This window comes from Prevotella denticola (assembly GCF_900454835.1).
Classification (GTDB): domain Bacteria; phylum Bacteroidota; class Bacteroidia; order Bacteroidales; family Bacteroidaceae; genus Prevotella; species Prevotella denticola.
This window is the reverse complement of sequence record NZ_UGTM01000002.1, coordinates 1,144,554-1,158,694: the sequence shown is the minus strand read 5'-3', so window position 1 is coordinate 1,158,694 and position 14,141 is coordinate 1,144,554. Positions and strand designations below refer to the sequence as shown.

General features: G+C 45.5%; 14 protein-coding genes. 3 read left to right on the top strand and 11 right to left on the bottom strand.

The window, feature by feature from the left end; all coding sequences use genetic code 11:
* Position 1: 1 nt before the first annotated feature.
* From traK to DYH27_RS12905, 10 genes are all read right to left on the bottom strand, one after another.
* Positions 2 to 625 (bottom strand): conjugative transposon protein TraK, encoded by a 624-nt coding sequence (gene traK, locus DYH27_RS12950; RefSeq protein ID WP_025068476.1) that lies wholly within the window; start codon positions 623 to 625, stop codon positions 2 to 4.
* Between the two features lie 51 nt (positions 626 to 676).
* Positions 677 to 1,714, bottom strand: coding sequence for a conjugative transposon protein TraJ (traJ, locus tag DYH27_RS12945; protein WP_029216702.1), 1,038 nt, complete (start codon positions 1,712 to 1,714; stop codon positions 677 to 679).
* A gap of 52 nt (positions 1,715 to 1,766) precedes the next feature.
* Positions 1,767 to 2,396 carry a DUF4141 domain-containing protein gene (locus DYH27_RS12940; RefSeq protein ID WP_024985983.1) on the bottom strand — a complete coding sequence of 210 codons (630 nt, stop codon included), beginning with the start codon at positions 2,394 to 2,396 and terminating at the stop codon, positions 1,767 to 1,769.
* Between the two features lie 27 nt (positions 2,397 to 2,423).
* Positions 2,424 to 4,937 carry a TraG family conjugative transposon ATPase gene (locus DYH27_RS12935; protein ID WP_115338029.1) on the bottom strand — a complete coding sequence of 838 codons (2,514 nt, stop codon included), beginning with the start codon at positions 4,935 to 4,937 and terminating at the stop codon, positions 2,424 to 2,426.
* The gene (locus tag DYH27_RS12930) at positions 4,934 to 5,269 is read right to left on the bottom strand and encodes a DUF4133 domain-containing protein (protein WP_025068486.1); all 336 of its coding nucleotides are present in this window, start codon (positions 5,267 to 5,269) and stop codon (positions 4,934 to 4,936) included. The genes DYH27_RS12935 and DYH27_RS12930 overlap by 4 nt, the downstream gene beginning before the upstream one ends.
* A gap of 5 nt (positions 5,270 to 5,274) precedes the next feature.
* Positions 5,275 to 5,577, bottom strand: coding sequence for a DUF4134 domain-containing protein (locus DYH27_RS12925; protein ID WP_004365137.1), 303 nt, complete (start codon positions 5,575 to 5,577; stop codon positions 5,275 to 5,277).
* A gap of 154 nt (positions 5,578 to 5,731) precedes the next feature.
* Entirely contained in the window at positions 5,732 to 6,511 is a 780-nt protein-coding gene (locus DYH27_RS12920) for a hypothetical protein (RefSeq protein WP_115338028.1), read from the bottom strand.
* 3 nt (positions 6,512 to 6,514) lie between these two features.
* Positions 6,515 to 6,952, bottom strand: coding sequence for a DUF3408 domain-containing protein (locus DYH27_RS12915; RefSeq protein WP_004353756.1), 438 nt, complete (start codon positions 6,950 to 6,952; stop codon positions 6,515 to 6,517).
* Positions 6,949 to 7,470, bottom strand: coding sequence for a DUF3408 domain-containing protein (locus DYH27_RS12910; RefSeq protein WP_009347077.1), 522 nt, complete (start codon positions 7,468 to 7,470; stop codon positions 6,949 to 6,951). The genes DYH27_RS12915 and DYH27_RS12910 overlap by 4 nt, the downstream gene beginning before the upstream one ends.
* Positions 7,467 to 8,258: a ParA family protein gene (locus DYH27_RS12905; protein ID WP_004353766.1), complete on the bottom strand. Its 792-nt coding sequence runs from the start codon at positions 8,256 to 8,258 to the stop codon at positions 7,467 to 7,469. The genes DYH27_RS12910 and DYH27_RS12905 overlap by 4 nt, the downstream gene beginning before the upstream one ends.
* 566 nt (positions 8,259 to 8,824) lie before the next feature.
* Here DYH27_RS12905 and DYH27_RS12900 point away from each other — a divergent pair.
* From DYH27_RS12900 to mobC, 3 genes are all read left to right on the top strand, one after another.
* The gene (locus DYH27_RS12900) at positions 8,825 to 9,238 is read left to right on the top strand and encodes a plasmid mobilization protein (protein WP_025068369.1); all 414 of its coding nucleotides are present in this window, start codon (positions 8,825 to 8,827) and stop codon (positions 9,236 to 9,238) included.
* Positions 9,235 to 10,515 (top strand): conjugal transfer protein MobB, encoded by a 1,281-nt coding sequence (gene mobB / locus DYH27_RS12895; RefSeq protein ID WP_025068368.1) that lies wholly within the window; start codon positions 9,235 to 9,237, stop codon positions 10,513 to 10,515. Before DYH27_RS12900 ends, mobB begins: the two co-directional genes overlap by 4 nt.
* A gap of 83 nt (positions 10,516 to 10,598) precedes the next feature.
* A complete protein-coding gene (gene mobC, locus DYH27_RS12890) occupies positions 10,599 to 12,605 on the top strand; it encodes a conjugal transfer protein MobC (RefSeq protein WP_004364920.1) in 2,007 nt (668 codons plus the stop codon).
* 451 nt (positions 12,606 to 13,056) lie between these two features.
* On the opposite strand, the gene DYH27_RS12880 is transcribed toward mobC, so the two are convergent.
* On the bottom strand, positions 13,057 to 14,097 hold the full coding sequence (locus DYH27_RS12880) for a M12 family metallopeptidase (protein WP_244595189.1): 1,041 nt from the start codon (positions 14,095 to 14,097) through the stop codon (positions 13,057 to 13,059).
* Positions 14,098 to 14,141: the final 44 nt, after the last annotated feature.

Sequence of the window (14,141 nt, the reverse complement as noted above, 5' to 3'; positions counted from 1 at the left end):
CTTATCGTTTATAAGTCTGTATATCCCTGTTTTCCTTCACAAGGAAGTTCTCCATAAGAAAACCTTGCGGGTTATTGTCCGAACGGACAGAGTTCTGCAGCGTGCAGGTCGTAATGAGACTACGCTCTGTAACGTTACTCTGACGGACGATAAACTCTCGTGCATAGGTTGTTACCGCATAAGGGTAAGTATTAAAGTTGCAGTGGATAGAGTCCACCTCTATGCGCTGATTGACATTACCCGATATGGCGCGGTTATAATAGCCCTTCTCTGCCAAGTCCTTGTAATAGTTGAAAGCCGACTTGTCACACAGAACGAAGGCACGCTCCATATTCTTCTCAATGGCATCCTTGTCAGGCGCAATGGTGAAGAACAGCTCATGGAAGCGACGTACATGCTCCCTTGCCTCTACGGGACGATTACGACTTGCATCCTGACTGAGGGCAAGCATGAGTGACTTTCCCTGGTCAAGCACATAGATTTTCTCCCTCTGCTCCTTAGCGAAGTTGTACGAGGCATAGAGGGCATAACCACTTACTGCCACGCAGACGATGGCAAAGACAAAGGCGTAGAGTCTTATCTGTCTGAATGAGGTCTCGATATTACCAAGTGATTTAAATTCCATTTCTTTTTTCCTTTTATAGCTGTTGGTTAATTAAGCATTATTGCTCGATTTCTATTTTCCTTTGAGCAGCGCACCCTTGATACGTCCACCGACATTGCCGATGACCGACCCGGCACCTGCTGCGGCATATCTTCCGCCCGTGTAGGCACTTTGCGCACCGCGCTGTGCCGTTTGATTGACATTGCGACCATAAGAGCCGATACCACCACCTGCTTCGATAATCCAGCCTGCTACGGTGGGAACGCAGAAGTAACCTACGATGCCGATAAGGAAGAAGACGATGTAGTACCACGTCCCCGCGTCGGGCAGGTAGTTGGGGTCGCTGAGTGCCTCGATGTCCTTCTGTACCATCAGCACCTGTATCTTGGTGAGCAGTGCCGTAAGGATAGAGCTGACAGGCAGCCACAGGTAGACAGAGATATAGCGTGAGAACCATGCGGTGAGCGAACCTGCAAGACCGTCCCATACGGCTATGCCGAAGACTATCGGACCGAGAATGGAGAGGACGATGAGTATGAAGGTGCGCAGCGTGTCGATGATAAGTCCTGCGGCATGGAACAGCAGCTCCATGAGGTCATGCACCATCTTCATCACCCACTGCTTGGTCTGATAGGCAGCACGCTCGGCATACATACCCGCTATCGTCACGGCATCTTCAGGTCCGATGATGCCCATTTCCTCTATCTTCTCATCGAACTTCTCGTTGGAGACAAGGTAGGCTGTTTCAGGATTCCTAAGGTAGGCTTCCTCTTGCAACTTGTCCCGCTTGGCTGTAAGTTCTGCAAGGTTCCCCTCCTGCTGGTGTACCATCATCTCCGTTCCCTGCACTACAGGCGAGAGAACGGCATTCATCGTACCCAGTACGACTGTCGGGAAGAACATGATGCAGAAGCCCAGCACGAAGGGGCGCAGCAAGGGAAAGACGTCTATCGCCTCGGCACGGGCAATGGAAGCCCATACCCGAAGAGCAATATAAAAGAGTGCACCCAAGCCCGCAATGCCTTTGGCAATGCCCGTCATCTGGGCACAGAGCGGCATCATCTCGTCATAGGTGGAGCGTAGTAGCTCATGTAAACTGGCAAAATCCATAAGCAAAAGTGTTTTATGAAAGTTCTTTCAAGTTCTTTTTTTGTCTGTGGATTTACCAATACCTGCTTGCCGTATTGCCGTAGAGTGCCTTGACAGAGGCAAGGTTGTTCTTCTCACGGGCACGGACGTAACTTACGGAGATGTTCTTCCTTGTGTAATACGACACGAGCGAGCGGTTTTCCCTCAACGTGGTATAAATGCGGTCGATGGCCTGCATGCGCTCGTGGTCGTTCATCGAGAGGACACCCGACTTGACGATGGACTTTAGTTCCTTGAGACTCTCCCCACTCTGCTCCAAGAGCTTGGCATAGCCCGAAGCCATCGCAGCGAGTTCCGAAGGGCGGAAGTTCTTGTCCGAGAGCATCTTCTTATACGAGGTGACGTAAATCTCCGAGATATCGCCCACCATCAGGATGCACTCCTTGACCTTGTAGGCATCTCCTATAAGGTTATTCACCTTCTTCAGGGCATCGTAATACTTCTTGGTGTCGTTGTAGAGTTTTTCCACCTCCTTAAAACCGTCAAGAGTGTTTTTCACCGTCTTCGAAGCTGTTGCTATCTCCTTGACTGAATTGACGATGTTGCCGGCAAAATTGCCAGGGTCGGTTACTACCCACTGTGCGTGGGCTTTGGGAACAGAAAGGCTCAATCCTAAGAGAGCCATGAAAATGTACTTTTTCATTGTTACTATAGTTTTGATGGTTTGTACTTATTTCTTTTTATGGTTTCTTTTCTCTATGGCAAGCTGACGAATAGCCGTTTCGATGTCCCCACCGAGCTGTGCAGCCCTGTTCATCACCTCCACTTTCTCGGTTTCCTCCGTGGTGTAGGTCAGGTATTCCTCCATGCTCACTTCTGTGGCATAGACGGCACTCTGCATACCGCCCAGCCCTATCCATACCTCCTTGTAGAGTCGGTTCGGGTCGTTGTTCTGGTTGATGGATAGTATCTGGCTCTTTTCCTTTTCCGAAAGACCAAGCATCGCCTGTATGCCATCGAACTTGGTCATGTACTTACGCTGGTCAAGCAGTATCTTGCAGTCGGAGTTGTTGATGATACTCTCCTTGACAATGGGCGACTGAATGATATCGTCCACCTCCTGCGTTACGACAATGGCTTCCCCGAAATACTTTCTGACGGTCTTATACAAATACTTGATGTAGTCCGCCATGTTTGCCGAAGCTATGGCTTTCCACGCTTCCTCGATGAGTATCATTTTCCTGATGCCTTTGAGTCTTCGCATCTTGTTGATGAAGGCTTCCATAATGATAATCGTTACCACAGGAAAGAGGTCCTTGTTGTCCTTCACTTGGTCGATTTCAAAGACGATGAAGCGTTTTGTGAGCAGGTCGATGTTCTTGTCCGAGTTCAAAAGAAAGTCGTAACGACCGCCTTTATAGTATTGCTTGAGTGTCGTCAGGAGGTTATTGATGTTGAAATCCGAGAGCGTTACCTTGATGTCACGCTTTTCCATATCCTTGCGGTACACATCCCGCAGATACTCATAGAAGGTATTAAAACAGGGCGTAACGCTGTGATTTGCACATATCAGTTCGATATAGGAGTTTACGGCTGAACCAAGTTCGCCCGCCTCGGTCTTGGTGATATGCTCATCGGCACTCTTCCAAAGGGTCAGTAAGAGCGTGCAGATACTTTCCCGCTTTTCCACATCGAAGAAGTAATCATCGGTGTAGAAGGGATTGAAGGAAATCGGGTTTTCATTCGTATAGGTGAAATACACACCGTCCTCGCCTTTGGTCTTGCGGTGAATAAGCTCACACAATCCTTGATATGAGTTTCCTGTATCAACCAAGAGGACATGCGCCCCCTGCTCGTAATACTGGCGTACCATGTGGTTGGTGAAAAAAGACTTACCACTGCCCGAAGGACCCAAGATGAACTTGTTGCGGTTAGTGATGACTCCCTTTTTCATTGGCAAATCCGATATATCCAGATGAACAGGTTTTCCAGAAAGGCGGTCAGCCATCTTGATGCCGAAGGGAGAGAGCGAATCCTTGTAGTTTGTTTCTGCCGTAAAGAAGCAGAGGGCAGGCTCGATGAAAGTATAGAACGACTCTTCTGCAGGAAAGTCTGCCGCATTGCCGGGTATGCCTGCCCAGTAGAGCGTTGCCGCATCAATGGTGTTGTGGCGAGGATGGCATTCCATCAAGGCAAGTGCAGAGCCCACGTCATTCTTGATCTGGCGAAGTTCTTCCTTATCGCTACTCCATGCCAGTACGTTGAAATGGGCACGGATAGATGTCAGCCCCTGCGAGTGGGCGATATTGAGATACTCTTGTATCCACTCCTCGTTGATTTGGTTGCTACGGCTGTAGCGTGCCAGCGAGTGCATGTTTCTTGCCTGCTTCTCGAATCGTTCCAAGTTGGCATCGCTGTCCTCGATGAAGAGGTACTGGTTATAGATATGGTTGCAGGGTAGCATCAGCCCTACGGGAGAGGCAAAGGAAAGACGACAGTCACTTCTGTCGGTGGATAGCCGTTCATATCGGCTGTCCGTGCTGACCGTTGTCGGTAGGTCATCCGTATCGGAAAGCGTATGCAGGCACAGGCGATTGTCGCCCACCCGCACAAGGTCTGCGCCCAAGCGGATGTCCTCCAAAGAAGCGTGTCCTTCTTCCGAAAGGGAGAAGTAACGGTCAAGCAGACCGCCCTTTTCATTTGTGCCAACTAACTCGTCTTCAGTCATGCGGACAATCCTTATCTGCTCGGTATCATTGATGATGCGCTCGAACTGGTCCACTGCTTCCATAAACTTCATCACCTCATCCTTGTTGGTGATTTCCTTGGGTAACAGATGTCCACGACAAAGCGAAGAGAAGTTGCTCTGCTGTGCCATACGCTGCTTGTTGGTCTTGGTAAGGAAGAGATAGACTGAGTGGTGGAGATAGGGACGTTCGTTGAAGTGCCGTTCAGAGGAACGGGCAAGGAAGCTCAGTCCGCCATCGGAGAGCTTTCCTTGATAGTCCTCCTTGATGAACCAGTCCTGCTTGTGTACGATGCTGTAATTGGGTAGCACCTTGATAGCCTTGTTCCAAGCGGAGTGCATGGCTTCATACTCTGCGGAAGTGACGGTGAAAAGTTCAGGCAACGCCACACGGAAAGCCACCGTGATGTCTGCATCCTTGCTTACGATAGAGCCCTGCTCTATGGAGAGCAGCGGAAACTTCGATTCCAAAGTTGTTATCTTGCTTTTATTTCTCATTTCTTCGCTTTCTTTGGTTGAAGGTTACGGATAAGGTGGCAGACCGTACGGCGGTTCGCAAGGTAGCGTGGGTGCATACGCACTGCTCCTTTCTTCATCAGTCCGTACTGCCCGTACTTTCTATTCATGGTGAACGTTTGCCATACCACAAGGCTGGCACCCACTACACCTATGACAAGACAGGCTACTTGGCTGACTCCACAGAGATAGAGCACGACAACGAGAATAAAGACTGCCAGCAACCCTCCTGCAAAGAGGAAGAGGTACTGCGCCTTCAAGCCCTTGAACTCTACCGTCCGGCCTACACCTTTGTTGATTTCCCAATTAGCCATGATGATTACAGGAAGAAGGAACGTAAGATGGTCGCGGCCACGATCAGGAAGATACACGCACCGAACCAAGAGGCTGCGGTCTTGCTCGTATCGGGGTCACCACTTGAGAACTTGTTGTACACTTTTATTCCTCCTATCAGACCTACCACAGCACCGATGGCATAGATAAGCTTTGTTCCGGGATCAAAATAGCTTGTTACCATCTTTGTGGCTTCATTGATACCCGCCATGCCGTTGCCCTGTGCGTATGCTCCTACGGCAGTGATAGCCATCAGGAGTAGCATTGTGATTTTCTTTTTGTTGTTCATTGTTCTTTTTATTTTAAGTTGTTAAATGAATTGTTTTCTTTTAGATAGAGGTGGTAAGGGGTGGCTCGGTTTTATCGTATGACTGATATGGGATGATTGTTTTACTTTTGAGCCACCCCTCGAACACTGTACAATATGAACAAAAACACTAGTTTTACAGATAGTATGAAAGTGGACGGTCGGCTTCTTCTGAAACATCGCTGTTGCCGTTCACTACGTTTGAGTCCGTTTCAAAGTCAGAAGAAGAGCTTATATTACTTTCCTCTAATTCCGCTTCCTCCGCTTTGCGAATGGCAGCAAGGAGCCTTTGATGGTCTTGCTCCTGTCCGAGTGCGGCTTCTTTCATGTATTCCATGAGCTCAGTCCCTCGTATCGCTTGCAGCGTTTCGTGAACCTCCGTTTCGCTTTCCTCATCGAGTGCATCGTCATTCCTGTGCCAACCGTTGACACGGATAATGTCCCTTGCGAGGATGCTGGACGGTGATACTTCGGGCAGAGAATCGTCTGCAATCTGCAGTTCTTCACGGATGATAGTGTCTTCGTCTGGCTCGTCCATCGTGTAGTCAACCTGCATTTCATTGTCCTCTTCCTTTTCATCCGTATGTTCGGGTGCGGATTGAGGTGTAACAGTTGACTCTGTTTCATCTTCCTTGCGTACATTTTGCGTCGCAAAGGTACTGGGATTATCGGTTGAATTTTCAGACGAGGAAACAGCGGGAATTTCGGGGACAGACGGGGAAGTAAAGGGTTTACTCCTGCCCACCAAAACGTGCCTGGCATGTTCTACCTGTTCTTTTGTGACAATAGGCTTTCCTGTGGTTTCATCCACAGATTTGGGGACTGGCCGCAAGCAGATTTTCCAGAGGTATGCGATACCTAAAAGTAGCCATATCACACCCAAGAAAAGGAGAATATCTAATAGAATTGTTTCCATTACTTACAGTGTTATGGTGGTTTTACTTCTCTGTTTATCGGCTGCATCATTGATTAGATTCTGATGTTCCCGTAAATGTTCACGCAGGATATTCTCTATGTAGGAAGTCATAGACACACGCTGATTCAAATCATGTAGAATATTGCGAAGCACCTGCAAGGTTTCGACATTCATGGTAAAGGCTGTTTTCCTTGGAAAGCGTGAAGTATGAAGAAAACGATTGCGATAATCTTCAAAACTATTGTAGTCCGAATGTACGGAAGGGGAAGAAGTATCTTCTTCTGATAATACTAACTCTGCTGTTTCCTCCATGGTTTCCACAACAGGTTTTTCCATAGAAGACAAAAGCCTGTCCAAGCGAATACAGAAATAGACAATGCTGATAAGCATCCAGATAATCCCCATGAGGAGAAATGTATCCAATAACAATGTTTTTATCATAAATTAAGTGTTTGATTACGTTTATACTGTGCCGCTGTCTTGTTCAGCATGGCTTGGTTTTCTTTCAAATGCTCAAGAAGGATATTTTCAATGTAGGCAGTGAGGGTAGTCTTTGCACGGACATCCCGAAGGACATCTCTGAGCAACTGCAAGACCTCACTGTTAATGGTGAATCCGGATTTACCATTACTGCATTGAGAATGGCTAAGGTAGCGTTCACGATATTCCTCAAAAGAGAGTTTGGCAGACAGGGCATCTTCCCTGCTTCCTTTGTCTTTATTTTTTTTAGCCCGTAAAGGTTCTGCTGTCTGTTCTGCTGCAGAAGTCCTTGCAACAGGTTCTTCTTCTTTCGCTTCTTGCGGTTCATCCGATTGGAGTTTTTCCAAATCACGCTCAAGTTCTGTGGGCTGGTCATAAAAGGGGGATTCTTCCGGAGAACGTTCCTGTACACCGTAATTGCCCATCTCCTTGAGTTTGCTCCGGAGGACTTTCTTTCGTTCTTCACTAATGGAGGTCATAGGCTATCCGGAATGAGATGGCATTTTTCGATTACTTCCTCCACCCACAAGTCTATACCAGTAGGAAGGCGTAAGGTAAGTGCCGGAGGTAAGTAAGAACTGCGGAAGACACCCTTCACGCCACCTAACTCCAATTCCCTGGAGAATCTCACGGAATGGTATATGCGGGCATCAAATATACTGATGTCCTCTTCCTTTGCATATTGTGTGTAATAGTCCATAACGATGGAACTGGCGCTACGGTTGATTTTGTTCCATAGTAAGAGCAGGTCACGGATACGGGCATCGCTAAGTCCGACTCCCAAGTCCCTGATGGTCCTGGCATAGGCAAAGCTGGACACCAAAGATTGGGGATCCGCCTCTATAGGGGTGATGATATAGTCCATGTCTATGGAGAGTTGGAGCAAATCCTCGGTTGAAGCATGACCGGGAAAATCAAAAATTACGAGGTTTACCTTTATATCATGCGTCCTGATGTATTCGTTCACATATTTAATGACGTTTTTCGGTGTCGAGCGAATAATGGGATAGGCATGTTTCCCAAACTTGGTGAAGAAATCCTTCATCTGTTTAGAAATGGTTTCACTTCCCTCTATCACGCGGCGTTCTCTCTGCCTCAACTTGAAGAACGACTCTTGCGTTCCGTCACAATCTACGACAAGAAGAGATATTCCTTTTTCGTAATATAGAATGGACGCGAGGATTTCGGCAAGGCTACTCTTGCCAACCCCTCCTTTTTGCGATGCGAAGCCCAGATAGACGGGCTGATTTTTAACTTTCTGCTTCATCGTTGTTGAATATTGTATGATTAACTCTATTGTTACTTTCTTACAGACCGAGTTCAGTCAGTCGGATAGACAGTGAGTTGGTAGATAGGTATCGAGCCTTGAACTGACAGAATTTTTAACTGAGTGTCATAATTACTTTTTGACTGACTGATCTATAGACTTTATTACCGTCTGTCCAACTTCCCGAAAAACTCTTTAGCTGAGTTTTGTCGGTCGGTAGATGAGTTGATAAATTGGTACGTTTTGACCTAAATCCACTGCAAAATAAGTCAGTAATTTAGTTATTTCCAACCCTTGGGGAAATGCAGGGAAATGAAAGGAAAAAGAGTGAATATCATTGATAATGAGTTATTTGAAAATCCGCCGTAACTTTGCAGGCGAGAATAATACATGGAGGTATACTCTTAGAAACAGACACCCTATAAGGGTGGATGCTTCAATCGTATCAACTCTTGGTATTGGCAAGGTGTGTCTTTGTAACACAAACCTCGGTTTGTACCACAAAGACCCTTGCCCCGAAGGGGAGATGAATTACTCCAAAGTCGTAATTAAAAAACAGAAGGGACATGAATAAGGACACGGAACACGGTTCAGAACGAAAACAAGCGGAAAAGCCCCGTTGGGACAACTGGCATGTACGGTTGCCCAACACCAAAGACCAGCAACGGGCAATCGATTTGTTTCAGCGTTCGGGTGCAGAAACAAAGTCAGATTTCGTGCGTGGTCGTATTCTTGGAGAGAGTTTCAAGGTGATTACGGTGGATAAATCCGCAGTGGAATATTACCGGAAGCTCTCAGAATTGACGGCACAAATCCATAAGATTGGCGTGCTATATAATCAGACCGTGCGTGCCATCAACAGCTATCATAGCGTAAAGACAGCACAAATCCTACTTGAAAAGTTGGAGGAGTTGTCGGCTCAAATCATTGTCTTGCAAGAACAGGCTATCCGTCTGACCATAGACTACCGCAAGAAATGATTGCCAAGATTTCTGCCACGGAAAACCTTGGAGGGGCACTCGGCTATAACTTCAAAAAGGTGGAGAAAGGGGAAGCAAGCATTCTCCTTGCCGCTGAGTTGTATCAGGACAGAGAGGGACGTTATACGATGGAGGACGTGCTTGCCGACATGGAGGCATTGATACCCAAGAAATGCCGAACGAAGAAGACGGTGTTCCATTGTTCCCTTAACCCGCATCCAGACGAGAAGCTCTCAGATGAAACACTCACGCAGATTGCCAAGGAGTATATGGAGGCACTCGGCTACGGCAATCAACCTTATATCGTGTTCAAGCACAGCGACATCGCCCGTGAACATATACACATCGTATCACTTCGGGTGGACGGTGAGGGAAAGAAAATCAACGACAGGTTTGAAAAACGAAGGAGCAAGCAGATTACTGATGCCTTGGAAAAGAAGTTTGGTCTCATTCCAAGTTCAAAGGTCGTTAACAAAACGGTGGAAGAAACGCCCAAAATTGATACCACCCAAAGAAATATCAAGGAGCAGGTGGCAAACGTTGTCCGAATGGCATTGAAACATTATCATTTCTGTTCATTGGGCGAACTGAATGCCATCCTTTCAGCATACAACCTTGCCGTAGAGGAAGTCAAGACGGAGTTTCGGGGAAGGAAATATGACGGACTGGTCTATGTTCCGACTGATGACAAGGGAGGCAAAGTAAGCACACCCATCCATGCCTCGGACATCGGCCGTGGTGTGGGCTATACTGCCGTACAGAACAGGATGCAAAAGTCCAAGCAAACCATCAAGCCACTGATACCAACCATAAGGAACAAGGTGTTACAAACAATGCGTACCTCTCCCAATACGGAGAAAGAACTTCGGCAAAGATTGGAGGAACAAGGCTTGCGTGTGGTAAACCGAAAGAATGATAATGGAAGAATTTACGGCATTACCTTTATTGATGACGAGCAGGGTGTTACACTCAATGGTTCCAGATTGGGCAAGGGATATGCCGCCAATGTATTCAATGGCTATTTTTCCAATCCTGCTCATAACTCATTCTTGGACGAAACGCTGTATGGCAGTCCGTTTGCTCGTTTGGAACAATCGGCAACTGGCCAACCTTTACAATCCAATGCTGAGGAAGGTGACAACCTTGTCGATGAACTAATCGAGGATATAGTGGGTGACTCTTTCAGATCTACGGGCAATGATGATTGGAAAGAAGCGGCATGGCAGCGTAAACTTCGCAGGCAAAGCAAAGTCAATCTCAGACGGAGGAAAAGATAAGTAGGTATTTCAAATTTTGTTTGAACAGTATTCAAACGCAATTCAAATAACGATAATACAACAAATATAAAAGCAATACGATTATGGCACAAGAAGATGATTTAAGGGCATTGGGTAAGGTGATGGACTTTATGCGGGGCATATCAGTGATATTCCTACTTACCAACTGCTATTGGTTCTGCTACGAGGCATTTCAGGAGTGGCATTTTACACTCGGCGTCGTCAACAGAATTCTGATGAATTTCCAACACACGGCGGGCTTGTTCTCGTCCATACTTTGGACGAAACTCTTTTGTGTGGTATTCCTTGCACTGTCCTGTTTGGGGACAAAAGGCGTGAAGGAAGAGAAAATTACATGGCCGAAGATTTGGACAATACTTTTCTCCGGTTTTGTGCTTTTCTTCCTCAACTGGTGGCTCTTAGCATTGCCGATCGGTAAGGTCGGTGCAGCCTCGCTTTATATCTTCACGCTCTCTGTGGGCTATATCTGTCTGCTGATGGGAGGTGTATGGATGAGCCGTTTACTCAAAAACAACCTGATGGACGATGTGTTCAACACGGAAAATGAAAGCTTCATGCAGGAAACCCGACTGATGGAGAATGAGTATTCTGTCAATCTGCCTACACGTTTTTACTATAAGAAGAAGTGGAACAAAGGTTGGATTAACGTGGTCAATCCATTTCGTGCCTCGATGGTGCTCGGAACTCCGGGTTCTGGCAAGTCTTACGCCATTGTGAACAACTATATCAAGCAGCAGATTGAAAAAGGCTTTGCCATGTATATCTACGACTACAAGTTTCCCGACCTTTCCGAGATTGCTTACAATCATCTGCTTCGGCATTTGGATGCTTATAAGGTGAAACCGCAGTTTTATGTCATCAACTTCGATGATCCGAGAAAGTCGCATCGTTGCAACCCCATTAATCCAGCATTTATGACGGATATATCGGATGCCTATGAGAGTGCCTACACCATCATGCTCAACCTCAACCGTTCGTGGATACAAAAGCAGGGAGACTTCTTTGTGGAGTCACCGATTATCTTGCTGGCAGCCATCATTTGGTTTCTGAAAATCTATGAGAATGGGAAGTATTGCACTTTTCCTCACGCCATAGAGTTTCTGAACAGACCCTATGCACAGATATTTCCGATACTCACTTCCTACGATGAACTAGCCAATTATCTTTCTCCTTTTATGGACGCATGGGAGGGTGGAGCACAGGACCAGTTGCAGGGACAGATCGCCAGTGCCAAGATACCGCTATCACGTATGATTTCTCCTGCACTTTATTGGGTGATGACAGGCGATGATTTCTCGCTTGACATCAATAACCCTAATGAGCCGAAAGTCCTCGTCGTGGGAAACAATCCAGACCGCCAGAATATCTATTCAGCAGCACTCGGACTCTACAACAGCCGTATCGTAAAACTCATCAACAAGAAGAAGCAACTCAAATCTTCAGTTATTATCGACGAGTTACCGACAATCTACTTCCGTGGCTTGGACAATCTGATTGCCACTGCACGAAGTAATAAAGTAGCAGTGTGTCTGGGTTTTCAGGACTTTTCGCAGTTAACCCGTGATTATGGAGACAAAGAAAGCAAGGTGATACAAAACACCGTTGGTAATGTGTTCTCGGGGCAGGTAGTTGGAGAAACAGCCAAAACGCTCTCGGAACGCTTTGGCAAAGTCCTCCAGCAACGTCAATCAATGACTATCAACCGCAACGATAAGTCCACGTCCATATCTACGCAGTTGGACAGTTTGATTCCTGCCAGTAAGATTAGCAACCTTACCCAAGGTATGTTTGTAGGAGCTGTGTCCGACAACTTTGATGAGCGAATTGAGCAGAAGATTTTCCACGCTGAGATTGTGGTGGATAGTGCCAAAGTTTCTGCCGAAATGAAAGCATACCAGCCCATCCCTGTAATCAATATATTCCGAAACGAAAATAGCTCCGATAACCTCAAAGAGGCTATCGAAGCCAATTATAAGAGAATCAAACAGGATATACTTTTCCTCGTTGATTTTGAGATTGAACGAATCAAAAAAGAGCCTCGGTTAAAATATTTATTAAAAGAATTATAGTTCTGATAAATACAGAACATTTTTGTATATGCCATCATTTACTATCCTATCATATGCTGTAGAACAGTTTTATCATCTGCCCAAATAAGAATGGCGCAGATTTCGAAAAGGCTTCAGCAGAGATAAATGTCTCTATATCTATTCCCGAAATCAAGCCTTTCCAAAACGAAGTCGGCTCCGATAACCTCAAAGAGACTATCGAAGCCAACCATCGTGAGCTAAAGAGAGAAAGAATCTCTTGCTCTGTCATAAACAGAAAGAAATATTGTCCTCCATCGCTATGTTATCTAATAAAAGACAATTCCTCTAACATATATTAAATACTATTTTGATATTTCGTTATGTGAATTACTGACCATAATTAGGGGGTGTACTACATATTTCCTCTTACAAATATGGTAACACATAGAGGACAACTAACAAATGTTTTGCAGATAAAGACAAATTTTAATTACCAGTCTACCAACTCTGTACGACCATTTGCAGGAGGAACTCCATAAAGTCCTCTTTGGGCATTTATTTGGTTCTGTAGCTGCAAACGCTCTTCTTCTGTTAGGCGTCTGCCTGATGGATCATACACATCATCTAATTCAACATAGTTGTCTTTTCTTGCTATGTAAGGTAGATAATGAGAATTCAGGAAAGCCTTATCCTGTGTAGAAAGTGTATAATTTATAGCAATACCAAGTCCCGTTTTTGTAGTTATAGTATTTAATCCATTCTTTGAGAAATCTTTTGACGATGCAAGGGTAATGGAGAACATATCAAACATTCCCATAGTAGTGTAGTTGCTCTTTATCTTATCAAAAGCCGACTTGCAATTGTCCTTGACATTGTTAAAATCAATTTTCACGTAATTATCACGATCTGGTCGCTGTTGTTCATTGAACATTCCTGCAGCATTACAGAATGCATGCAAGAAGAATCGCTTTATCTCATTTGCGTCTGCATTCTCAAGAGTTGTTGGGACATTTATATATTGTTCACCACCTACTAAGCCGTAGTTACCGCTTCCTTCTCTACCAGAATCCATTCTGACAGCAATGTTTGGAAGTTTTATGTGATATGGCTCATAGTATTCCGGATCCTCTATAGAGTTATAGAAACGTACATTTGTCTGTTCTTCCATTTCTGCTATAGCAAGAATAGCCCCATCTTTTATCTTCCCAGGGAGCTTAAGGAACTTCACTCTAAGCATTGTCCAATATTGTGCAGGATAAAATCCATATATGCCAATTGCTCTTGTAGAAACTGAAATACGTGGATCGTCAAACAATCCCCAACGTGTTGGAATTGTAGATGCAATGGTTGTTGTCCATGCATCCTTTTGTTGGACGTTACCAAAAGGATTTCCTGTTGATAGTAGCAACTTTTGCTGTTCTGTACTCAATGTTGCAACGTACGCAACATGTTTCTCACTGTGAGTTGTTTCTGTTTGTATAGCATCATCATTAGAGCATGATGCCACAGATAAAGCTAATACTGTTGTCAATAAAGAGTTCATGACAACTTGAACATACCGATTTGTAAACATTT